Raw genomic sequence first — 22899 nt, 5'->3', positions numbered from 1 at the left:
TTCCCTGCGGGGCCGCGGGGATCGATAAGGGGGCCGCGGTGGCCCCCTTATCCCGTTCACGTGTGACGTGCGTTACAGGTTCTACCCTGCATAAGGTGAACGGAACACATGTGCTTGAGCCACATATTTCTTTTATCTGTCCAGCGTTGCTAACAAAGGGGCATTTTTTACTCCCCGCGCGGCGTTTTGTATATCTCTCCTGTCAGATAATCCGGCCAGTTCTTTTCAAAGTAGAGCGCGGTAAGATCCCCACACGGCCGCAGTGGCCTGGCCTCAACGCTGAACGTCCCGCTTTGCCAGCGGACATGCAGCTGCTGTGCCTTATGCTCCGGTTTCTCAGAGAGGAAACGAAAGCGCGTCAGCGGCCCTTCCCGGGTTTGCGGTATCGCATCGCCCTGCGAGGAGCAGATCATCCGCGCACCCCGACTTCCCCCACCCTCGGCCACATAGGTGTGCAGCGCGGTGAGGATCGCCTCTGAAGCCAGCGCCATCTGCCGCCACTGGAAGCTAAACGCGGTCCGGTTTGGATGGGTAATGGCGATCCCCGAAGCGGCAATACGCTGGTTGAGCTGCCGCGCCGCCTCCCGCGCCTCGTTGACGCTGTCCGCCTCACAGATAAACCCGGCGCGATCGCTCATCCGCTGCTGGATCTCCGCCCGGACCTGCTCGATCTCCAGCGCCTCTGGGTTGGCGCTGTCCCGCTGGATCTGGGCAATTACGCTCGCCAGTTCCGCCTCGCCCTGCGGCTCGCCTGCTGCACGCGCCGCTGCGGCGATATGCTTGGCGCAGCGCAGGCCAAACACCTGTCCCGCGTTTAGCGCCGCGCCGCCGGGACGCGTTACCCCATGGGTACCCGCCGCTTCACCCACCGCGTAGCACCCCTCCAGCGATGTGTGTCCCCAGATATCTACCGCGATACCGCCGTTCATATGCTGGTGGTTAACGTTGAAGGCCAGCGGCTGCTGGGTCAGGTCATGGCCTTGATGCTTGTAGAGCTCAATGGCCAACGGGTTCATGTGCCGCAGGCGATCAATGGGCTGCTCCAGGCAGGCGTCGTTGTTGCGCAGGTACTGGTAAACATCGTCATCCAGATTGCGCACCGAAAACGGCTCGTCTCCCGGCACCGGCAGCGGGTTGCGATTAAAATCCATGTAGATGGCCCGCCCGGCCTGCGACTCGTTGTAGATCGCCAGGTCCACCAGGCTGGAGCCAAAATCGAGTGTCCGGGTGGCGTGGATCGGCCACTGGTAGCCCTTGCGAAAGATATTGGAGGCCAGCTCGCGGGTGGTGCGGTAGTAGCGAGCCAGAAAGTTGTGCTCCTGCCCCTCGGCGTCAAGAGAGTAGATATAGGGCATGCTCTGCACGTAGGTACCCGAGAGGTTCCACGGGAACTCATCCCGCCGCGTGCCGATGCCAAACTGGTGTTCGGTGAGGTTCACCGTATCAATCCCCGCCTCCAACGCCAATCCGAGCGCACCAAAGCAGCGTTTAGGATAGACGCTATCGCGGAACAGCTCGCCCGGCCCGCCGGAGGCGAGCACCACCGCCGGGCTGCGCAGCAGACAGAGTCCCCACGGGTTTTCTGCCGTCTTTGCGCCTTTAACGACGGCGATCGCCCCGCTAATCCGCCGCGCCTCCCCTTCCCCCGTCGTCAGGAGGCGGATGACCGTCGCGTGATCGAGAAAGGGAACCCCCACCAGCGCGGCCTCTTCCGCCAGCACCTTGACCATCAGGCGTGAGGTGCGCGGCCCGCAGCTGGTCGCCCTACCGACCTCATCGTGATCGGTCTGATAGCGCAGTACCGCTCCGTAGCGATCCTCCGGCAGCGGCAGGCCCATGCTTTTCAGGCCGATAAACGCCTCAACGGAGCCGACCGCCTCAACGTAGGCGGTGTCGCCGTCCATTGCGCCCCCGGCCCCCAGTGCCCCGGCCAGACGGGTGAAGTCATCCCCGCGGAAGCTGGTGGAGGCCGTATGCAGAGTTTGTTTATCGGAGCCGGAACAGGCGGAGGTCCCCCAGAACAGCGTCTGGGTCGCCACCAGCACGTTAAGACGCCGACGCTTTAGCTCAACGGCGGCGCGTAACCCCGCCGCGCCGCTGCCGACCACCAGCGCTTCGCTGTCATAGACCGGAATGTGATACTCGCCGAGGGTCAGCATCTGCTGCGGCTGCGCCTCGGCAACGTGATGGGGCATGGCAACGTTGGTCAGGCTCTCCAGAATGGCCTGCGGGATCGCTGTTGGCATGGTTAACCTCTACTGTTTACTCGTTGAAATATCCGATGCCAGCCCGGCAACCCGCCGCTGCGTCACGGACTGGGTGCTTTTGCGCACGCCCAGCAGCAGCACGCTGCTAACCAGCATGACGCAAGCGGCAAAGAACCATACCGTGCTCATGGAGTAGCGATCGGCGAAGTAGCCTGCCAGCACCGGCGAAATCCCTCCGGCGGTCATGCCGATGTTCATCACCAGCCCGATGGCCGCACCGCGCAGCTGCGGCGGCACCAGCTCGGCGGTGAAGGAGAGCACCATCGGCGTAATGGGGTAGCCCAGCAGGCCGAGGAACAGCACGAGGATCACCACGGCAAACACCGGCAGATCCATCACCATCGCCGCCATCAGCAGGCTGCTTACCAGCGTGACGCCAATCAACACCTTGCGTTTGCGGCTAAAGTCTCCGCCGTCGCAGAAGCGGCCCAGCAGGAATCCACCCAGCGCACCGGTCAACCCAAGCAGGCTGGCAATCGTACCCGCCATGCCGATGGAGAGCTGCTTCATGTTCATCAAGAAGGTCGGCGCCCACAGCAGAACAATCCACCACCCGCTCAGCAGCAGGAAGTAGTAGAAGGCGATCAGCATCACCGCTCTGTTGCGGAACAGCTGGCCCAACGGCACCTTCTCTTTCACCGTAACGGCAGCCGCTGCCTTTTTCGGCTCGGATTTGACCAGCACCGCGTAAGCCAGTGCCACCAGGATCCCCAGCGCGCCCGCGACGTAGAAGACCACCCGCCAGCCGTATAGCGGCCCGAGCATCGCCCCCAGCCAGGTGCCGAAGAAACCGCCGATGGGGTAGCCCATCCAGTAGAGCGACATCACGGTGGTGCGCTGCTTCTCGGTGGTGACGTTGGCCACCTCCAGCGAGGCCGCGGGCCAGAAGACCCCCTCGCCGATGCCAGTCATGACCCGGTAGAAGATCAGTGAGGTCATGCTCCCGGCGATACCGGTGAGCATGGTGGCCACGGAGAACATCATCAGCCCCAAAATGAGCACCGGTTTACCGCTGAGCTTGTCGGCGATAATGCCGGAGAGAAAGAGGAAGCCAATAAAGCCGTAAAAGAACGAACTGAGCAGGATGCCGGACTGACCTTTTTCAAGGCCGAAGTCGTTGGCGATTAGCCCAATTGCCGATGAGACGGTCATGCGATCCACGGAGTACATCATGTACCCCAGGCCGCACAGCACCGATACCAACACCATCTTTTTTGTATCTGTCTGCATAATTCCCTCGACTAACCTGATAAGAGTGACGAGAAACCAGATACCGCTAAAATCTGACTAACAGTGACTTTGATGGCGGGCTTTGCACATCTCCAGAACCGAATCCGGATCGCGCTGCCACCAGTTGTGCTCAGAGAAAATTTCTACCTCGTGCGCCCCCTCGTAGCCCAATGCCTCAACGGCCTGGCGCGCGGCGCGGATATCGATCACGCCATCGCCCATCATGCCGCGATCGAGGAGCAGGTCCCGGGTGGGCACCAGCCAATCGCAGATATGGAACCCCAAGATACGTTTACGCCCGGCGCGCTCAAGCTGGGCGAAGAGCTTGGGATCCCACCAGGTGTGATAGAGATCGACAGCGATCCCTAAGCCGTCATCTCCTAGCTCGTCGCAGAGATCGTTCGCCTGCTCAAGGGTGTTAATGCAGGCACGATCCGCGGCGTACATTGGGTGCAGCGGCTCGATTGCCAGCGGCATACCCGCCGTGCGGGCGTACTCCAGCAGACGACCAAGCCCATCGCGCACCTGGCTGCGTGCCCCGGCGATATCTTTTGACTCTCCCGGCAGGCCGCCGACGACCAGTACCAGACAGGCTGCGTTCAGGGCCAGCGCTTCATCCACCGCCCGACGGTTATCGTCATCGGCAGCCCGCCGGGCCGCCTCGTCGATACCGGGGAACATGCCGCCGCGACAGTAGCCGCTAACCGCCAGTTCGTTGCTGCGGATCAGCTGGGCGGTCTTTTGCAGGCCCAGCGCCTGCACCTGATCGCGCCAGGGCGAGATCCCCCGGATCTGATGGCGGGCGCAGCCCTCAATAATTTGGTCTAGCGTCCACTGCTTACGCACCGTGGCGGTGTTGAGCGATAAACGTTGTGCATCAGGCTTTTGCATCTTGGCTCCTTAACGTAACAGGGACGGAACATCGAGCCAGCGGCGCTCTTTCCAGCTTTGCAGGGCCAGCTCCACCAGCTGTACCCCTTTTGCCCCTTCCAGCAGGTTCCAACGGAATTCACCCTCGCCGTGAACGTGACGTAAGAACAGCTCCCACTGCACCTTGAAGGCGTTGTCATAGGTCGTGGTGTCCGGCACCGGCACCCAGTCATTAAAGAAGTTATGGGTCTGGCGTACGTCCGGGTTCCACACCGGCTTCGGCGTATTAACCCGGGACTGGGTGAGACAATCGGTAAGGCCCGCAACCGCCGATCCGTTAACGCCGTCGACCTGGAAGGTCACCAGATCGTCGCGGCGCACGCGCACGCACCAGGAGCTGTTGATCTGTACGATGGTGCCGTTATGCAGCTCGAAAGTGGCGTAGGCGGCATCGTCGGCTGTCGCCTGGTAGGCATTGCCCTGCTCGTCGAAGCGCTCAGGAATATGGGTCGCACCCAGGCAGCTAAGGCTTTTGATCTCGCCGAACAGGTTGTCGATCACGTAGCGCCAGTGGCAGATCATATCGAGGATAATGCCGCCGCCGTCTTCGGTGCGGTAGTTCCAGGACGGACGCTGGGTGGGCTGCAGATCCCCTTCAAAGACCCAGTAGCCAAACTCGCCGCGCACCGAGAGCACCTTGCCGAAGAAGCCGGACTGGTTGAGCATCTGTAGCTTTTGCAGCCCCGGCAGCCAGAGCTTATCCTGCACGACCCCGTGGCAGACGCCGTGCTGCTCGGCAAAGTAGTAAAGCTCCATCGCCTCGTCGAGGCTGACCGCCACCGGTTTTTCACTGTAGATATGCTTGCCCGCCGCGATGGCCTTTTTCAGCAGCGCCGGGCGCGCCTGGGTGGTGGCGGCATCGAAAAAAATGGTGTCGTTCGGGTTGGCCAGCGCCGCATCGAGATCGGTTCCCCAGCGACTGATGTCGTAGCTTTTTGCCAGCGCCGCGATCTTCTCTTCATTACGGCCAATGAGGATCGGATCCGGTATCAAACGATCGCCGTTTGCCAGTTCAACGCCGCCTTGATCGCGGATCGCCACGATCGAACGGATCAGATGCTGATTTTTCCCCATCCGCCCGGTTACGCCATGCATGATGATGCCAACAGATTGAGTCGCCATGTCTTTTCCTCAGAGGTTAAAAGTGGGATTTCGTCAGGCCGCCGTCGATATCGATAATCTGGCCGACGGTAAAGGGAAGCTGACCGCAGGCCAGCGCGTTGACCGTGGTGGCGATATCTTTCGGCTGCCCCCAGCGCTTCATCGGCACCAGTCCGCCGCTAATCAGCTGGTCATATTTCGGTTTCACGGCGCTGGTCATATCGGTTTCGATAATGCCCGGGCGGATCTCGTAGACGCCGATCCCCTCCTCGGCCAGACGCAGCGCGAAGAGTTGAGTGACCATGCTGGCCGCCGCTTTTGAGACGCAGTATTCGCCCCGGGAGAGTGAGAGGCTGTAGGCGCTACAGGAGGTGATATTGATAATCGAGCGGTGATGGGCATTCACCTCTCCCTGCTGGAGCATGATCCGGGCAGCATGCTGGCAGAAGAAGAACATCGCACGGGTGTTAACGTCCTGGCAGTAGTCATAGTTTTCCGCCGTCACCTCCAGCAGGTCGCCACGCTGTTTTGCAGCGGTTCCCGCGTTGTTAACCACGCAGTCCAGCCGTCCCCACTTCGCCATCACCCGATCGAGCATCTGCTGCTGGAGCGCAAGATCGGCGACGTCCCCTGGCACCGCAAGTGCTTCAATGTCAAACTGTTGCAGTTCAGTCACCATGCTCTGCTGGCGTACACGGCCCTCTTCGCTATCGCGCCCGTTAATGGCAACGTTAAATCCCTGCTGCGCCAGCGCTAGCGCGCAGGATTTTCCTATGCCGCGCGTGGATCCTGTGACCAGGGCGACCGGGCGTTGTGAATGGCTCATAGACGACTCCCAAAGGCTGAATAGTTGATTTCAACTAGATGGTTGATAACCGTTAAGCAGTATAGGAAGTGAGCAAAAAGAAAATAATGATCGACTTCTCAAAATCAACTAATTAGTTGATAATTAACTATCAGCCGGTAACGCGATGATTTTAATGGAGAAATAATGAATGATATCAAGGGGAAGCGTAGACACGATCCAGAGTTGACCCGGGGGATGATCCTCGAAGCGGCGAAGAAAGAGTTTGCTGAGAAGGGGTTTGACGGGGCAAGGGTCGACCAGATTGCTGCCGTGGCGCAGGTAAATAAGCAGATGCTTTATTACTATTTCGATAATAAAGACACGCTGTTCACCCACGTGCTGCAGGCGGCGTATCAGGATATTCGCGCCAAAGAAGCGGCCCTGAAGCTGGATCATCTGAGCGGCCGGGACGCTATCCTGGCACTGGTGGATTTTACCTGGCACTACTACCTGGCGAACCCGGAATTTATTCGCCTGCTGAACAGTGAGAACCAGCTAAAAGGACGCCACCTTAAAGAGCTGGATAGCATCGTGCCGATTAACCGTAGCTGGATAACCATCACCCAACAGATCCTCGATCGTGGTGAGCAGGACGGCTCGATTCGCCCTGGCATTGACGCGATGCAGCTCAATATCAGCATCTCCGCGCTGGGCTTTTTCTATTTGATTAATCAGTCAACGCTGTCGATCCTCTACCAGCAGGATCTCAAGCAGCCCGCCGCTCTCGACGCCCGGCTGGCGGCGATGCGGGAGACCATTGCCTGTTGGCTGGCCCCGTAATGAGGTAAGCAGGCAAAAAAACAGGCCCCGAGGGGCCTGTGAGATTACTTCACGACGCGCAGCGCCGGACGGCCACCGCGTGGCGGTGGATCGTTATCGGGCTCGTTGTCATCGTCAACATGATCGGGCTTGTCGCCGTCGATCACTGACATCACGGTTTCGCTTTCAGGCGTCGCCGTTTCGTCATCATCGTTGACGGTAACCGCTTCGCCATCGTAGGCCGCTTCCGGCTCGAACATGGTACCTGCGCCGTTTTCACGGGCGTAGATAGCCAGCACGGCCGCCAGCGGCACGTACACCTGGCGCGGCACGCCGCCGAAGCGCGCGTTGAAACGCACTTCGTCGTTCGCCAGCTCAAGGTTACCTACCGCACGCGGGGCGATGTTGAGAACGATCTGCCCGTCTCGGGCGTACTCCATCGGCACACGTACGCCAGGCAACGTCACGTCTACCACCAGGTGCGGCGTGAGCTGGTTATCCAGCAGCCATTCATAGAATGCGCGCAGCAGATATGGACGGCGTGGAGTGAGCTGTGACAAATCCATGCGTATTAACCCCGGCCGAGGCGCATTTCGCGTTCGGCTTCTGTCAGAGAAGCGAGGAAGGAGTCGCGTTCGAAAACGCGGGTCATGTAGCCTTTCAGCTCTTTCGAACCGGTACCGCTCAGCTCAATGCCCAGCTGCGGTAAACGCCACAGCAGCGGTGCCAGGTAGCAGTCTACCAGGCTGAACTCATCGCTCAGGAAGTAAGGTTTCTGGGTAAAGACCGGGGCGATGCTCAACAGCTCTTCACGCAGCTGTTTACGGGCAGCATCAGCCTGAGCACCCGCGCTGTTAACGATAGCGTTCATCAGCGTGTACCAGTCTTTCTCAATGCGTTGCATGTACAGACGGCTCTCACCACGCGCCACCGGATAGACCGGCATCAGCGGCGGGTGCGGGAAGCGCTCGTCCAGGTACTCCATAATGATGCGAGACTCCCACAGGGTCAGCTCGCGATCCACCAGCGTCGGTACGCTTTGATTGGGGTTGAGGTCAATCAGATCCTGAGGCGGATTATCCTTTTCCACGTGTTCGATTTCGAAACTCACACCTTTTTCGGCCAGCACGATGCGGACTTGGTGGCTATAGATGTCAGTAGGACCAGAAAACAGCGTCATTACCGAACGTTTGTTGGCAGCGACAGCCATGAAAACCTCCAGGTATATTCAGAATATTACTGCTGCGAGCCACAAAGTGACTAGCCAGATGTAAGGTCACCCATCCACCCGAAGAGACGCATTTGTGCAAAACGCAGCAAAAAATGAGCAATCCCCGGCATTTGGGCAGAAAATTGGATGATAGTTTACCAGATTTTGCGGGCTTTGTGGTGAGGGGATCCCGGAAATGCTGCAAATCAGGAAAAAATCGATGCTTGCTGTGGATATCTTATCTTTTGTCCATAAAAAAACCCGGCATAAACCGGGTTTTTGCGCCATTCGTTCTGCGTAAGCAGAGACAAATTAACGTTTGGAGAACTGCGGACGACGACGTGCTTTACGCAGACCGACTTTCTTACGTTCAACCTGACGAGCGTCACGAGTAACGAAGCCTGCTTTACGCAGTTCGCCACGCAGGGACTCGTCGTACTCCATCAGAGCGCGGGTGATACCGTGACGGATCGCACCAGCCTGACCAGAGATACCACCACCTTTAACAGTGATGTACAGATCCAGTTTCTCAACCATGTCGACCAGTTCCAGCGGCTGACGAACTACCATGCGGGCAGTTTCACGACCGAAGTACTGTTCCAGAGAACGTTGGTTGATAACGATTTTACCGCTGCCCGGTTTGATGAAAACGCGAGCTGCAGAACTTTTGCGGCGACCAGTGCCGTAGTATTGATTTTCAGCCATTGCCATAATCCCGATTAGATGTCCAGAACTTGCGGTTGCTGTGCCGCGTGGTTGTGCTCGTTACCCGCGTAAACTTTCAGTTTACGGTACATAGCACGACCCAGCGGGCCTTTTGGCAGCATGCCTTTAACCGCGATTTCAATCACACGCTCAGGACGGCGGGCAATCATCTCTTCAAAGGTCGCTTGTTTGATACCACCGATGTGGCCAGTGTGGTGATAGTACACTTTGTCAGTACGCTTGTTACCGGTTACGGCAACTTTGTCAGCGTTCAGAACGATGATGTAATCACCGGTATCTACGTGCGGAGTGTATTCCGCTTTGTGCTTACCGCGCAGGCGACGAGCCAGTTCGGTAGCCAGACGGCCCAGAGTTTTACCGGTCGCGTCAACAACATACCAGTCGCGTTTTACGGTTTCTGGTTTAGCTGTAAAAGTTTTCATTAAAAGCTTACCCAAGTAATAAGTTACACGTTGGTGAACACCCAAACGTTTAGTCAGTTGAGGCTCACACGACAAAGTCCGGCAAACCTACCCCTTCGAATAGCAAATGCCAGCACATAGAAAGTTTTGGGAAAAAAACCTTCTCGTAACGTGGGGTCGCAAGATTATAGAGAAGTCGGGGTCAAAGATCGACCCCTTTTTATACTTCGTGACGAGGTTTTCGCCTTTATCCGGCCAGGTGCTCGCGGGCTAAATAGTCCTCGCTCTGCATCTCCTGCAAACGCGACAGGCAGCGCTGGAACTCAAACTTCAGCCGCTCGCCCCGGTAGATCTCATGCAGTGCCGCGTCCGCACTGATCACCAGCTTGACGTGGCGCTCATAAAACTCATCCACCAGCGCGATAAAGCGCCGGGCCTCGTTCTCCATCAGCGGGGTCATCACCGGGACGTCAAACAGCAGCACGGTATGGAACATCTGCGAGAGGGCGATGTAGTCATGCTGGCTGCGGGCATCGACGCACAGGGTGGTGAAGGAGACCGCGAGCGTCTGGTTCTCTACCCCCAGCGTCGGCAGCGGGCGGTGGTTGATCTCCAGCTGCGGGTGGTTCTCCCGCTTCGCCCCGGCCAGCGCCTGCCACAGCGTCTCCATCTGCTGCGCCGTCTCGGCATTCAGCGGCGACAGCCAGAGATGCGCCTGGGTCAGCGTGCGCAGGCGGTAATCAATCCCGGCATCCACGTTCATGATGTCGCAGTGCTGTTTGATCGCCTCGATAGCTGGCAAGAAGCGCGCGCGCTGCAGGCCGTTGCGATAGAGATTCTCCGGCGGAATATTCGATGTGGCCACCAGCGTAATGCCGCGGGCAAACAGCGCCTGCATCAGGCCGCCCAGCAGCATGGCATCGGTGATATCCGAAACAAAAAATTCATCGAAGCAGAGCACGTCGGTCTCGGCCTTAAAGCGGTCGGCAACAATCTCCAGCGGATCGCTCTGCCCCTGTAGCTGGGTCAGCTCCTCATGCACCCGCAGCATAAAGCGGTGAAAGTGCAGCCGCTGTTTACGCGTGCCCGGCAGGCTATGGTAGAAGAGATCCATCAGCCAGGTTTTCCCCCGCCCGACGCCGCCCCACATATACAGGCCCCGTACCGGCGCAGCGTTATGCGTCTCGCGCTTGCCCAGCAGTTTGCCAAACGCCGCCCGCAGTCCGCCGCCGGAAGCGGGCGTCTCAGTACGGTTCGTAAGCTGCTGATAAAGGGTCTCCAGCCGATTGACGGCCTCGCGCTGGACGTCGTCAGGCTGATGGCTGCCCTCTTTTAGGGCCAGTTGGTATCGCGATGTGGGGGTAAGGCTCTGCATGATGCTATTGTTATTCCTTGATAATTAATTTGCCGCAGGTCCTGGCTGGTGAAAAAAAGGCCGTTCTACACTACGCGATGCTGTGCCAGGATTCCACTTATACGGATTTAGCGGTTATAGTGGCATAATGAGGCACAGGCAAGGAGCCTCGCCGCCTACACCCTACGGACCTACAACACAACGGGAGATGTTCATGACCTGGGAATATGCGCTAATTGGATTAGTCGTCGGCATCATTATTGGTGCTGTGGGCATGCGCTTTGGAAACCGCAAACTGCGCCAGCAGCAGGCCTTACAGTATGAGTTAGAGAAGAACAAAGCCGAGCTGGAAGAGTATCGCGAAGAGCTTACCGGCCACTTTGCCCGCAGCGCAGAGCTGCTCGATAACATGGCCCACGACTATCGCCAGCTTTATCAGCATATGGCAAAAAGCTCCAGCCAGCTGCTGCCGGAGATGTCTGCGGAGGACAACCCATTCCGTAACCGCCTTGCCGAGTCCGAAGCCGGTAACGACCAGGCTCCGGTCCAGATGCCGCGTGACTACTCCGACAGCGCCTCGGGCCTGCTGCGCGGTGCGGCGAAGCGCGACTGATCCTGACCTACTTTTTTTCGGGCGTACAGGCTACGCCCGCCTCTTCTTTCGCCATCCCAGCTATTATTTAATCATTATCCGCATTGTTACCCGGTTGAAAATTCAATAACATCGATCCGTTTTGGGGCATTTTTTTCCTTACACTTCAGGTCACGAGAGCTTGCACAATGAAGAAAAGAAACCCGCTGTTGAGTGCATTAGCGTTAAGTGTCGGATTATCTCTCTCGGCACCGTTCCCGGCGACGGCCTCGCTGCCTGCGCAGCTCCCCGGCCAGCCGGCGCTTCCCAGCCTTGCACCGATGCTGGAGAAGGTGCTGCCTGCGGTAGTGAGCGTGCAGGTAGAGGGCACGGCGGTCGCTCCCGAGCAGAAAATACCTGAAGAGCTGAAAAAATATTTCGGTGACGAGCTGCCTGATGGCCAGGCCCAGCCGTTTGAAGGGCTAGGCTCCGGCGTGATCATCGACGCCGCCAAAGGCTACGTGTTGACCAATAACCACGTGATCAACCAGGCGCAGAAGATTAACGTCCAGCTTAACGATGGCCGTGAGTTTGAAGCCAAGCTGATCGGCGGCGATGACCAGAGCGATATCGCTCTGCTACAGCTACAGAATGCTACCGGGCTGACGCAGATTGCCGTTGCCGACTCCGATAAGCTGCGGGTTGGTGATTTTGCCGTTGCGGTCGGCAACCCGTTTGGCCTCGGCCAGACCGCCACCTCAGGGATTATCTCAGCCCTCGGACGCAGCGGGCTTAACCTTGAGGGGTTAGAGAACTTTATTCAGACCGATGCCTCTATTAACCGCGGTAACTCCGGTGGGGCGCTGCTCAACCTCAACGGTGAGCTGATCGGTATCAACACCGCGATTCTGGCTCCGACCGGCGGCAGCATCGGCATCGGCTTTGCTATCCCCAGCAATATGGCGCAAACCCTCGCCCAGCAGCTGATCCAGTCCGGAGAGATCCAGCGCGGCCTGTTGGGTATTAAAGGCATGGAGATGAGCGCCGATATCGCCAAGGCGTTTAACCTCAACGTGCAGCGCGGGGCCTTCGTGAGCGAAGTGCTGCCTGGCTCAGGATCAGCCAAGGCCGGGATCAAATCGGGCGACGTGATCGTCAGCCTGAACGGCAAGCCGCTGAACAGCTTTGCCGAACTGCGCTCGCGCATCGCCACCACCGCGCCCGGCACCAAGGTCAAGCTTGGCCTGCTGCGCGATGGCAAAGGCCAGGAAGTGGAAGTGACTCTGGATAAAAGCACCGCCTCCTCCGCCAGCGCGGAAAGCCTCTCTCCGGCGTTACAGGGCGCAAGCCTGGCCGATGGTCAGCTGAAGGACAGTACTAAGGGTATCAAAGTTGAGGAGGTGGCCAAGGACAGTCCCGCCGCCCAAGCTGGCCTGCATAAAGACGACGTGATTATCGGCGTCAACCGCGAGCGGGTGCAGTCCATCGCCGAGATGCGTAAGGTGCTGGAGACGAAGCCTAATATCATTGCGCTACACGTTGTGCGCGGTAACGATACGCTCTATTTACTCCTGCGCTAGCCCCAGACTGCCGGACATCACCGACGCTGTGTGATGTCCGGATAAGTCGTGCTATGCTGCCCGCACCCTCTTTAACGACGTCCGCATCATGTTAGTGAAGCTATTTCGATCTATCGCTATTGGCCTCATTGTAGGTAGCCTGCTGCTGGCTGCCCTGCCCTCGCTACGTCAGCTGAGCGCCTCCTCTACCCCGCAGTTTGACAGCACCGATGAAACGCCGGTGAGCTATAACCAGGCGGTGCGCCGGGCTGCGCCTGCGGTGGTCAACGTCTATAACCGCAGCGCGGCCAGCTCGTCCAACAATCAGCTGGAGATCCGCACCCTGGGTTCCGGGGTGATTATGGATCAGCGCGGGTACATTATTACTAACAAGCACGTGATCAACGATGCGGATCAGATCATCGTCGCGCTGCAGGATGGTCGCGTGTTTGAGGCGCTGCTGGTCGGCTCCGATACGCTAACGGATCTGGCGGTGCTTAAGGTCAATGCCACCGGCGGCCTGCCGGTGATCCCTATCAACCGTCAGCGCACCCCGCACATCGGCGACGTGGTGATGGCTATCGGTAACCCCTATAACCTCGGCCAGACCATCACCCAGGGGATCATCAGCGCCACCGGCCGCATCGGTTTGAACCCGTCGGGACGGCAGAACTTCTTGCAGACCGACGCCTCCATTAACCACGGCAACTCCGGCGGCGCGCTGGTTAACTCCCTCGGCGAGCTGATGGGCATTAACACCCTCTCGTTTGATAAGAGCAACGATGGCGAAACGCCAGAGGGGATCGGCTTCGCTATCCCGTTCCAGCTGGCTACCAAGATTATGGATAAGCTGATCCGCGACGGACGGGTGATCCGCGGCTATATCGGTATCGGCGGCAGAGAGATCGCGCCTCTGCATACCCAGGGCGGTGGGATCGATCAGATCCAGGGGATCGTGGTTAATGAGGTCGCCCCGGACGGCCCGGCAGCACGCGCAGGTATTCAGGTTAACGACGTGATTGTCTCAGTGAACGGCAAGCCAGCCATTTCAGCACTGGAGACGATGGACCAGGTGGCGGAGATCCGTCCAGGTTCAGAGATCCCGGTCGAGGTGATGCGTGAGGATAAAAAGCTGCTGCTGCACGTGACGATTCAGGAGTACCCGGCTACAAACTAGCGCAGTTTGGTTCCGTAGGCCCGGTAAGCGCAGCGCCACCGGGCATTACGGTAACGCCGGGTGGCGGCTTACAGCCTTACCCGGCCTACGGAAACCACGGTTCTGTATTACTTATTTACGAACTCTTCGCCGAGCTGGATATCTTTTTTCAGCGTCTCCAGCATCCCTTCCATTGCCTGCTGCTCGAAAGCGCTCAGGGTGCCGATAGACTGGCGCTCCGCGACGCCGTTTTTACCCAGCAGCAGCGGCTGAGAGAAGAAGCGAGCGTGCTCGCCATCACCCTCGACGTAGGCGCACTCAACGACACCCTGTTCGCCCTGCAGGGCGCGTACCAGCGAGAGCCCAAAGCGCGCCGCCGCCTGGCCCATAGACAGGGTTGCAGACCCGCCACCGGCTTTCGCTTCGACCACTTCCGTACCCGCGTTCTGAATACGTTTGGTGAGATCGGCCACTTCCTGCTCGGAGAAGCTAACACCTGGGATCTGCGACAGCAGCGGCAGAATAGTGACGCCAGAGTGGCCGCCAATAACCGGCACTTCCACGTCGCCAGGCTGCTTGCCTTTCAACTCGGCCACAAAGGTGTTGGAGCGGATGATGTCCAGCGTGGTCACGCCAAACAGCTTGTTCTTGTCGTAAACGCCTGCTTTTTTCAGCACTTCAGCGGCGATAGCGACGGTGGTATTCACCGGGTTGGTGATAATGCCGATACACGCCTGCGGACAGGTCTTCGCAACCTGACTCACCAGGTTTTTAACGATGCCCGCGTTGACGTTAAAGAGATCGGAGCGATCCATTCCCGGCTTACGCGCGACGCCCGCAGAGATCAGTACCACGTCTGCACCTTTCAGCGCTGGGGTAGCATCTTCGCCAGCGAAGCCCTCAATTTTTACAGCAGTAGGGATATGACTCAGGTCAACCGCCACGCCAGGGGTGACAGGTGCGATATCGTACAGAGAGAGTTCTGAGCCTGAAGGCAGTTGGGTCTTGAGAAGTAGGGCTAGCGCTTGGCCAATACCGCCTGCCGCGCCGAGGACTGCAACTTTCATCCTAAACTCCTTATTATGGTTAGCGAAATATACCGTTACTCCGTTGCTAAGGACATGACAACATGGGGTAAATGATAGCGATCATCCGGCAGAAAAAACGCGCTTCAGCTCGCTTTTAGCATCATTCACTTTCTGTTGCCCTCTCGGGCAGCATGAAAATTTCCTTCATAAAGCCAGGCATATCCCCGCAGGCGGTACAATACACCCTGTAAAGCTAGCAAAACAACAGCACTTTAATAACATTTATTTTACTTTTAATCTTATTTGTGACCCGTGACACAGGCATGTTTCTCGATAAGTTATTTTGATAAAATCCGCGGCTTTCATAACATTATTTCAGCCTTAATAGTGGCAGACTATTTGCATAAAAATTCATTTTTATGCATAATAATGTTGTTTCAATCGCCATTCTACGGGTGACTTATGCGAAGCTCGGCAAAACAAGAAGAATTAGTTAAGGCGTTCAAAGCGCTGCTTAAAGAAGAAAAGTTCAGTTCCCAGGGCGAGATCGTCCTGGCACTGCAGGAGCAAGGGTTTGATAACATTAATCAATCCAAAGTCTCCCGCATGCTAACGAAGTTTGGTGCGGTGCGTACGCGCAACGCCAAAATGGAGATGGTCTACTGCCTGCCCGCAGAGCTTGGCGTGCCGACCACTTCAAGTCCGCTGAAGAATCTGGTGCTGGACATCGACTATAACGATGCGGTGGTGGTTATCCACACCAGCCCGGGGGCCGCCCAGCTGATTGCGCGCCTGCTGGACTCATTAGGGAAGTCAGAAGGCATTCTCGGCACCATCGCCGGGGACGATACCATCTTTACTACCCCTGCCAGCGGTTTTACCGTAAAGGATCTCTACGAAGCGATTCTAGTGCTGTTTGAACAAGAGCTGTGATCCTCTCTCCCCTCGCGCTTTAGCGGGGGGAATCTCCCTCTGTTAGCCCGTTTATCGCCATAATCCACTGCCCCTACCTTTAACAGAATGTGCGATTCTCTGTCATTCTTGTGTCACTCAGCAGATCCTATCTACGCGATCGCACAAAATGCTAAAAAATCATATCCATATGATTTTCTTAGAGATACCTACCCTTTACCCCTCTTAAAACGGTATTTTTATTCTTTTAGGTTATAAGAAGTTAAATTTATGTGACGTAATAACCTGTGAAACCATTAGCTTGGTATTAATTTTTGCCGTGATTAGTGTATACTTGATTTTGTGATGAGGGTCACGAAATAAGACCCCAGTAAATAAGAATCCGATGAGGTAGACACCATGAAAATCAAAACAACTGTAGCCGCTCTGAGCATCCTATCCGCACTCTCTTTCGGTGCTTTCGCTGCCGACTCTATCAGCGCTGACCAGGCGCAGGGCCGCCAGGCAATCGGTACGGTTTCCGTTGGCGCAGTAAGCTCCTCACCGATGGATATCCGTGATGCGCTGAACGAAAAAGCCGAAGCTAAAGGGGCATCCTCTTACCGTATTATCGAAGCACGTACCGGTGACCACTGGCACGCGACTGCAGAACTCTACAAATAAATCCCTCGTCGTAGTGTCCTACGACCTTGCCCCCGCCTGTCGGGGGCTTTTTTATGCCTGTAATTCACCCTCAGGGACGCACGTTAAATCGCAGCATGCCGCCCAGCTCCTCTTCCGCCTCGTCAAAGAGCAGGATTAACGCGCCAAAGCGACGACGCTGCTTTTCATGCAGGTGGACAAACTCGATCTCAAACGGCATCGGCAGCGTGCTATCTTCACCGGTGACCACCTCCCACAGCGAGTCCAGATTATTCACCTTGATCCGATCAATAGAAAAAGTACGGCAAAATTCGCGATAAAAAGCGTCTTGATCGTCAATTTCGTCGAAATCAAACGTGTAAATAGTCATTATTAGCCACCCTGCCCGAATGGGCGGCCTGCGCCGCCCCAGCGTTTATAATCCTCCGAGATGAAGAGTCTTAACCTCCAGGTACTCTTCCAGTCCCAGCACCGATCCTTCCCGGCCTAAGCCAGACTCTTTTACTCCGCCAAACGGCCCCAGCTCGGTGGATACCGCGCACTCGTTAACCCCAATCATCCCGGCTTCCAGCGCCTGCGATACGCGGAAGACGCGCTGTAGATTCTGAGTATAGAAGTAGGCCGCCAGGCCAAACGGCGTATCGTTAGCGCGATGGATCACCTCATCCTCGGTGGTGAAACGGAAGCAGGCGGCTACCGGGCCGAAGGTCTCCTCCGCGGCCAGCTTCATGCTGTCGCTACAGTTGGTGAGCACCGTTGGCTGCCAGAAGTTGCCTCCCAGCGCGTGAGCCTTGCCGCCCGCGAGCGCCGTTGCGCCTTTGGCGATGGCATCCTCTACGTGCTCGCGCACCTTGTCCACCGCGGCCGACTCGATGAGCGGCCCCACGACCACGCCCTCTTCCATACCGTTACCCACTTTCAGGGCGTTAACCCGCTCGGCGAGTTTGTTCACGAAGTCGTCATAGATGGCTTCATGGATATAGAAACGGTTGACGCTGACGCACACCTGTCCGGCGTTGCGGAATTTATTGGCAATCGCCCCCTCAACGGCAGCATCGATGTCTGCATCGTCAAAGACGATATAGGGCGCGTTGCCCCCCAGCTCCATCGACACTTTTTTCATGGTTTCAGCGGCGTTACGCACCAGCGTTTTACCCACCGCCGTCGAACCGGTGAAGGAGATTTTACGCACTTCCGGGCTGGCCATGATCGCATCGCTGATCTCAGCGGTGGTGCCGGCCACGGCATTGAGTACCCCGTCAGGGACGCCCGCTTTTTTCGCCAGCTGCACAAGCGCAAAGGCGCTGAGGGGCGTATTGTTGGCAGGCTTGATTACGCCGGTACAGCCTGCGGCCAGCGCCGGACCCAGCTTGCGGGTAAGCATCGCCATCGGGAAGTTCCACGGCGTGATAGCCGCCACGACGCCAATGGGCTCGCGGGTCGCCAGGATGCGCGAGCCGGGCTTAATTTGAGGAATGATCTCGCCGTTAGCACGCTTCGCCTCTTCGGCGAACCACTGAATAAAGCTGGCGGCGTACTCAACCTCGCCCTCCGCCTCTTTCAGCGGCTTGCCCTGCTCGCTGGTCATCAGCTGTCCCAGCCAGGTTTTGTTCTCAATAATCAGCGCGTACCAGCGGTAAAGAATAGCGGAGCGCTCTTTGGCGGTTTTCGCCCGCCAGGCGGGAAACGCACGCGTGGCGGCCGCAATCGCTTCCTCGGTCTCTTTTTTGCCTGCTTTCGCGACTTTCGCTATTACCTCGCCCGTTGCCGGGTTGGTGACGTCAAAGGTGTTCTCCAGCGTTTTCCATACGCCGTCTACAAAATAGCCTGTTTGAAAAAGCGCATTGTCCTGAAGTGCCTGGGTTGCCATGCGTCCTCCCGATCCCCGTGAATGAATGACTCCGCTAAGTATAGCCACAAAAAAACCGACGCTTCTGGCGTCGGTTTTGGCTTAACGGGTGGTGAGCGCAGACTGGTATTTGTGGAGCACATCCACCAGCCGTTTTACCGGATGGGTGACCTGCTCCGGCGCGTCCCAGTCGCGGAGTTTTTCCTGGTAGACGTCCAGCTCCTCCAGCAGCTGGCTGAAGTAGCGGCGGCGGGTCTCGTCGCTGCGGGCGGCGATGACGTTATCGGCCGTACGCCGTAGCTGGCGGTGGAAAGCAGAGAGATCCGCATTCACCGGGATCGGCGCATCGCGTAGACGCTGGTGGGCGATAATCATGGTCAACGCCAGACGGAATTTACCCACGTCCCCCGGGAACTTGTTCAGCAGTAAAAAGAGCTGCTGGTAAAGCGCGGGTAGATGATTCTCTCTGCGTCTTGCCGTGTTAGTGGTCAGCGCCGAGACCGCCGCCGAAACAAACTGGTTCAGCAGCACGCGGCCGGTACGCGCCCGGGAGTTATCCCGCACCAACAGGATCACCAGCAGGGCCAACACGCAGCCGACGATCTGCCCCAGCGCGCTGTCGAGAAAGCGGTTGAACTCAAAGGTCATCGGGTTATCCAGCACCAGGATGTTGATGGTGCTCGCCAGCGCCCCCAGCGATCCCAGCCGCCGCTTCTGCACCTCGATACCGATAAAGAAGGCCAACACCGCCAGGCTGATGCAGAGCAGCAGCATGCTTTGTTGGGTGGCAGGCATCACCACCAGAAAGTAGAACGCCCCGATGGGCAGCGCTGCTAGCGTACCGTAGACAAAATCCATCGCCACCATGCGCGGGTTGGGCAGGCGCATCGCCAGCGAGGTGACCACCGCAATCATGATCATCGCCCCGCTGCCCGAGGTCCAGCCCGTCCACAGCCAGAACAGGGTCCCGACCATACAGGAGAGCGTGGTGCGCCAGAAGTTGACCATCGCATGGTGACGCTCTGCCGACTCGGCTTTAACCACCGCCTCGGTACGCAGCACCTCCTCTTCGGTAGCGCTGATGCGGGTATTGCCGATCACCCCGCGCCGAAGCAGCAGAAAGCGCGTCGCCGCCCCAACCCAGCTGTAGATAGTAATGGGCGTATCACGCTCGCCGGTCCAGGCGATCACGCGGCGCATCCGCTTGAGCTGCTTGTGCACGTCCTGCACCGTCTCTACCGGCGTGGCGAACAGCTCCCGGAACGTATCGGTGACGAGCTCCGGACGCGACTGCTGCATCAGCCAGGTCTCACACGCCTGGGTAATCAGGGTCAGCGACAGGGTATTGATCACCTTGAGACGGCGGTTGGCCCGCGTCCAGCGCGACGACTCCATGTTGAGGTTGGTACGCATCCCGTCCAGAGCATTGGTGCGCCGCACCAGCGCCCCCCAGGCCTTATCCATCTCATCGCCGTCGCCATTCTGCACGCAGAGCTGCATCAGCTGGTACTGCGCCAACAGCAGGCCGTCGAGCTCGCGGTCGATCTCCTGCTTCACCGAGCGCGGCGAGAAGAGCAGATCGGCCACGATGGCGCAGACGATCCCGATAACGATCTCGCTGCAGCGCTCAACGGCGAACTGCGGAGTGAGTAGCGGTTCGGCCTGCACGGTAATGACGATGATCAGCGCGGTGTAGCCCGACAGGCCCCACGCGTAGGAGTTTTCAACCCGCACCAGCGAGGAGACCCAGGTGCAGAAGCCCGCCCAGAGACAGCAGACCATCAGCATCACCAGCGGGGCGCGGATCATGCCGATGATCATCACCAGCGCGGCAAAGCAGCCGATAAAGGTCCCAACGATACGCAGCATGCCCCGGTAGCGGATCGCTCCCGAGTAGGGTTCGCCCCCGGCGGCAAAGGCCGGACCGGCGGCCACAATCGCTGCCGTCAGCACCGCCCAGCGCGGCGTTTCCAGATTAAAGTGGAAGCCAACAAACAGCGCCAGCACAATGGCACAGGCCAGCTTGATGGCAAAGCGCACGTGCTGGTTGGCGATGGAGAAGATACCCATCGTGCTTAGCCCATCTCACGCAGACGGTGGGCCAGCTTGCGGAAGAAGGAGTCCTGGCTGGCGTCCCGGTCTTTCTCGCCGGTGATCACCACCGTCGCGGTGGTGCCCGCAGGCCACAGGTTGCCCGGCTGGCTGTCGAGGCGGATACGCACCGGCACGCGCTGCGCCAGACGGACCCACTCAAGGTTAGAGTCGATGGTCGCCATCCCTTTGGCATCGCGGCTGCTGCTGGCGTTGGTCACCCCGGCGGCGATGCTGTCCACCGTACCTTTCAGCACCTGGTTACTGCCAAGCGGCGTAATTTCGGTGCGATAGCCGGGACGCACGCCCTCCAGCTTGGTCTCTTCCATATAGGCCAGCACGTAGAAGGAGTCATGTTTTACCAGCGCCACCGCCGTTGAACCACGGGTAATAAACTCACCGGTATAGACGTTCAGGTTGGTTACCCAACCGGCGGACGGGGCGCGGATCACGGTACGCTCCAGGTCCAGCTTCGCCATATCGCGCGTGGCTTCGGCTTTTGCCAGCTGGTGCAGCACGGTTTGCAGGACGTTATTCGCCTGGTCAATCTCTTCCCGAGACATCGCCTGGATGCCGAGCTGGTTGCGTCGTCCGGCTTCCCGGCGTTTTTCCGTAGCCAGCGCCTGGTAGTAGGCGACGTCCGCCTCGGCCTCCTCCAGCGCTTTCTGATAGCGCGGCTGGTCGATGGTAAACAGCACCTGGTCTTTCTTCACCAGCTGGTTATCATGAACCTTCACGTCGGTGATCAGCCCGGCGACGTCAGGGGCAATCGCCACCACGTCGGCGCTAAAGCGGGCGTCGCGCGTCCACGGCGACTCGGTGTAGTAGACCCAGGCACGAAAAATAGCGATGAAAGCCAGTATCACCAGGATCACGGTGATAGCGGTACGAGAGATATTTTTTATAAACGTTTTCACATCAACCTCAGACGAACAGGCGCGACAATAAGTAGAACAGGCAGCAGTAGAGAGCCGTATTGAACAGCGCTGGATGCCAGACAAAATCGTAGATCCCTGTCGGGATCAGCACGCGGCGCACCAGCCAAAAGAGGGCCAGCGATAACAGTAGCTCGAAGAATATCGGCGGGAACGACAGGCCGAAGACCACGATAACGGGAAACAGACTCATGTTAACCTTGATTAGAGAGCGTGCAGGCGATGGTTTATTATTCACGTCACCGCAGGAATAAGGGCCAGAAGGGCCGGGCGAGAGTGACGTGTCTATTACTCAGCTAACAGTATTTTACCGTAACTGTTATGTTGTTATCTATATTGTGTTATCTAAATCACTTTTAAGCCAGAGTGAACAATGGAAAGATTAAAGCGTATGTCGGTGTTTGCCAAAGTGGTTGAGCTAGGCTCGTTTACCGCCGCTGCCCGACAGCTCCAGATGAGCGTCTCCTCCATCAGCCAGATCGTTGCCAGACTGGAAGATGAGCTGCAGGTTAAGCTGCTCAACCGCAGCACCCGCAGCCTGGCCCTGACCGAAGCGGGCAAGATCTACTACCAGGGCTGCCGTCGGATGCTGCACGAGGCGCAGGACGTGCATGAACAGCTCTATGCCTTTAACAATACCCCTATCGGCACCCTGCGCATCGGCTGCTCGTCCACCATGGCGCAAAACGTGCTGGCCAAAATGACCGCCGAGATGCTCCGCGACTATCCTGGCCTGTCGGTGGATCTGGTCACCGGCATCCCTGCCCCGGATCTGATTGCCGATGGGCTGGACGTGGTGATCCGCGTGGGTGCACTACAGGATTCGAGCCTCTTCTCCCGCCGACTGGGGGCGATGCCGATGGTGGTCTGCGCCGCGAAAAGCTATCTGATGCAGTACGGCGTGCCTGAAAAGCCAGCCGATCTCGCTAATCACTCCTGGCTTGAGTATAGCGTGCGCCCCGACAATGAGTTTGAGCTGATTGCCCCGGAGGGACTGTCGACGAAGATCGTTCCTCAGGGACGTTTTGTCACCAACGATCCCATGACCCTGACCCGCTGGCTAACGGTGGGCGCAGGGGTAGCCTATGTTCCGCTGATGTGGGTGATCGACGAGATCAACCGCGGCACGCTGGAGATCATCTTCCCGCGCTACCAGTCGGATCCGCGTCCGGTGTATGCCCTCTATACCGAGAAGGATAAGCTGCCGCTGAAGGTGCAGGTCTGTATCGATGCGCTGACGAACTACTTTGTCGAGGTGTCGCAGGTGTTTCAGGCGATGCGCGGACGCGCAAAAGAGAAGTGAGAAATTTCCTGCCGGCTCTCACCGGCAG

At 58.0% G+C, this 22899-nt stretch carries 23 protein-coding genes; 7 read left to right on the top strand and 16 right to left on the bottom strand.

All coding sequences use genetic code 11. The features are described from left to right. Positions 1 to 167 precede the first annotated feature (167 nt). From EV102420_RS06110 to EV102420_RS06090, 5 genes are read right to left on the bottom strand one after another with little or no spacing between them, the layout of a single operon-like run. Positions 168 to 2246, bottom strand: a complete 2079-nt coding sequence (locus EV102420_RS06110) for an FAD-binding protein (protein WP_042390060.1) — start codon at positions 2244 to 2246, stop codon at positions 168 to 170. Between the two features lie 9 nt (positions 2247 to 2255). Next, entirely contained in the window at positions 2256 to 3497 is a 1242-nt protein-coding gene (locus tag EV102420_RS06105) for an MFS transporter (protein WP_042390058.1), read from the bottom strand. A gap of 57 nt (positions 3498 to 3554) precedes the next feature. Continuing rightward, complete coding sequence (locus tag EV102420_RS06100; RefSeq protein ID WP_042390055.1) at positions 3555 to 4388, bottom strand: sugar phosphate isomerase/epimerase family protein; 834 nt, start codon at positions 4386 to 4388, stop codon at positions 3555 to 3557. A gap of 9 nt (positions 4389 to 4397) precedes the next feature. Beyond that, entirely contained in the window at positions 4398 to 5549 is a 1152-nt protein-coding gene (locus tag EV102420_RS06095; RefSeq protein WP_042390053.1) for a Gfo/Idh/MocA family protein, read from the bottom strand. 16 nt (positions 5550 to 5565) lie between these two features. Beyond that, positions 5566 to 6354 (bottom strand): 3-ketoacyl-ACP reductase, encoded by a 789-nt coding sequence (locus EV102420_RS06090; RefSeq protein WP_042390051.1) that lies wholly within the window; start codon positions 6352 to 6354, stop codon positions 5566 to 5568. A gap of 165 nt (positions 6355 to 6519) precedes the next feature. Here EV102420_RS06090 and EV102420_RS06085 point away from each other — a divergent pair, with 165 nt between their 5' ends. Further along, a complete protein-coding gene (locus EV102420_RS06085) occupies positions 6520 to 7155 on the top strand; it encodes a TetR/AcrR family transcriptional regulator (RefSeq protein WP_042390048.1) in 636 nt (211 codons plus the stop codon). 44 nt (positions 7156 to 7199) lie between these two features. Here EV102420_RS06085 and sspB read toward each other — a convergent pair whose 3' ends face one another. The 5 genes from sspB to zapE form a co-directional block, all read right to left on the bottom strand. Next, on the bottom strand, positions 7200 to 7700 hold the full coding sequence (gene sspB, locus EV102420_RS06080; RefSeq protein ID WP_042390046.1) for a ClpXP protease specificity-enhancing factor: 501 nt from the start codon (positions 7698 to 7700) through the stop codon (positions 7200 to 7202). Between the two features lie 5 nt (positions 7701 to 7705). Next, entirely contained in the window at positions 7706 to 8344 is a 639-nt protein-coding gene (gene sspA, locus EV102420_RS06075) for a stringent starvation protein SspA (RefSeq protein ID WP_042390044.1), read from the bottom strand. A gap of 312 nt (positions 8345 to 8656) precedes the next feature. Continuing rightward, positions 8657 to 9049 (bottom strand): 30S ribosomal protein S9, encoded by a 393-nt coding sequence (gene rpsI, locus EV102420_RS06070; RefSeq protein ID WP_003025138.1) that lies wholly within the window; start codon positions 9047 to 9049, stop codon positions 8657 to 8659. A 14-nt stretch (positions 9050 to 9063) separates the two neighbouring features. Then, a complete protein-coding gene (gene rplM / locus EV102420_RS06065) occupies positions 9064 to 9492 on the bottom strand; it encodes a 50S ribosomal protein L13 (RefSeq protein WP_024551131.1) in 429 nt (142 codons plus the stop codon). 226 nt (positions 9493 to 9718) lie between these two features. After that, positions 9719 to 10846 carry a cell division protein ZapE gene (gene zapE, locus EV102420_RS06060; protein ID WP_042390040.1) on the bottom strand — a complete coding sequence of 376 codons (1128 nt, stop codon included), beginning with the start codon at positions 10844 to 10846 and terminating at the stop codon, positions 9719 to 9721. A 193-nt stretch (positions 10847 to 11039) separates the two neighbouring features. On the opposite strand from zapE, the gene zapG reads away from it, so the two are divergent. The 3 genes from zapG to degS all read left to right on the top strand — a co-directional run bounded on the left by zapG (position 11040) and on the right by degS (position 14132). Beyond that, complete coding sequence (zapG, locus tag EV102420_RS06055; protein WP_042390038.1) at positions 11040 to 11438, top strand: Z-ring associated protein ZapG; 399 nt, start codon at positions 11040 to 11042, stop codon at positions 11436 to 11438. Between the two features lie 167 nt (positions 11439 to 11605). Further along, entirely contained in the window at positions 11606 to 12976 is a 1371-nt protein-coding gene (gene degQ, locus EV102420_RS06050) for a serine endoprotease DegQ (protein WP_042390037.1), read from the top strand. Between the two features lie 88 nt (positions 12977 to 13064). Beyond that, positions 13065 to 14132 carry an outer membrane-stress sensor serine endopeptidase DegS gene (degS, locus tag EV102420_RS06045; RefSeq protein ID WP_042390034.1) on the top strand — a complete coding sequence of 356 codons (1068 nt, stop codon included), beginning with the start codon at positions 13065 to 13067 and terminating at the stop codon, positions 14130 to 14132. A gap of 107 nt (positions 14133 to 14239) precedes the next feature. Here degS and mdh read toward each other — a convergent pair whose 3' ends face one another. Further along, positions 14240 to 15178 carry a malate dehydrogenase gene (gene mdh / locus EV102420_RS06040; protein ID WP_042390032.1) on the bottom strand — a complete coding sequence of 313 codons (939 nt, stop codon included), beginning with the start codon at positions 15176 to 15178 and terminating at the stop codon, positions 14240 to 14242. A 423-nt stretch (positions 15179 to 15601) separates the two neighbouring features. On the opposite strand from mdh, the gene argR reads away from it, so the two are divergent. Together argR and yhcN are read left to right on the top strand one after the other, a co-directional pair. Further along, a complete protein-coding gene (gene argR / locus EV102420_RS06035; RefSeq protein WP_042390030.1) occupies positions 15602 to 16072 on the top strand; it encodes a transcriptional regulator ArgR in 471 nt (156 codons plus the stop codon). A gap of 378 nt (positions 16073 to 16450) precedes the next feature. Beyond that, positions 16451 to 16714 (top strand): peroxide/acid stress response protein YhcN, encoded by a 264-nt coding sequence (gene yhcN, locus EV102420_RS06030; RefSeq protein ID WP_042390028.1) that lies wholly within the window; start codon positions 16451 to 16453, stop codon positions 16712 to 16714. 70 nt (positions 16715 to 16784) lie between these two features. Here the strand turns inward: yhcN and EV102420_RS06025 are convergent, their stop codons facing one another. From EV102420_RS06025 to aaeX, 5 genes are all read right to left on the bottom strand, one after another. Further along, the gene (locus tag EV102420_RS06025; RefSeq protein ID WP_042390026.1) at positions 16785 to 17063 is read right to left on the bottom strand and encodes a barstar family protein; all 279 of its coding nucleotides are present in this window, start codon (positions 17061 to 17063) and stop codon (positions 16785 to 16787) included. Between the two features lie 45 nt (positions 17064 to 17108). Then, on the bottom strand, positions 17109 to 18563 hold the full coding sequence (locus EV102420_RS06020; protein ID WP_042390023.1) for an NAD-dependent succinate-semialdehyde dehydrogenase: 1455 nt from the start codon (positions 18561 to 18563) through the stop codon (positions 17109 to 17111). A gap of 81 nt (positions 18564 to 18644) precedes the next feature. Continuing rightward, a complete protein-coding gene (aaeB, locus tag EV102420_RS06015) occupies positions 18645 to 20612 on the bottom strand; it encodes a p-hydroxybenzoic acid efflux pump subunit AaeB (RefSeq protein WP_042390021.1) in 1968 nt (655 codons plus the stop codon). A gap of 5 nt (positions 20613 to 20617) precedes the next feature. Further along, on the bottom strand, positions 20618 to 21550 hold the full coding sequence (gene aaeA / locus EV102420_RS06010; RefSeq protein WP_042390020.1) for a p-hydroxybenzoic acid efflux pump subunit AaeA: 933 nt from the start codon (positions 21548 to 21550) through the stop codon (positions 20618 to 20620). A gap of 7 nt (positions 21551 to 21557) precedes the next feature. Next, positions 21558 to 21761: a p-hydroxybenzoic acid efflux pump operon protein AaeX gene (aaeX, locus tag EV102420_RS06005; protein ID WP_042390018.1), complete on the bottom strand. Its 204-nt coding sequence runs from the start codon at positions 21759 to 21761 to the stop codon at positions 21558 to 21560. Between the two features lie 180 nt (positions 21762 to 21941). Between aaeX and aaeR the strand changes: the two genes are divergently transcribed. After that, positions 21942 to 22871, top strand: a complete 930-nt coding sequence (gene aaeR / locus EV102420_RS06000; protein WP_042390017.1) for an HTH-type transcriptional activator AaeR — start codon at positions 21942 to 21944, stop codon at positions 22869 to 22871. The last annotated feature ends 28 nt before the right edge of the window (positions 22872 to 22899 follow it).

The sequence above is a fragment of the Pseudescherichia vulneris NBRC 102420 genome (genome assembly GCF_000759795.1).
Lineage (GTDB): Bacteria > Pseudomonadota > Gammaproteobacteria > Enterobacterales > Enterobacteriaceae > Pseudescherichia > Pseudescherichia vulneris.
Note: the sequence above shows the minus strand (reverse complement) of the source record. Positions and strands in the feature narration are given on the sequence as shown.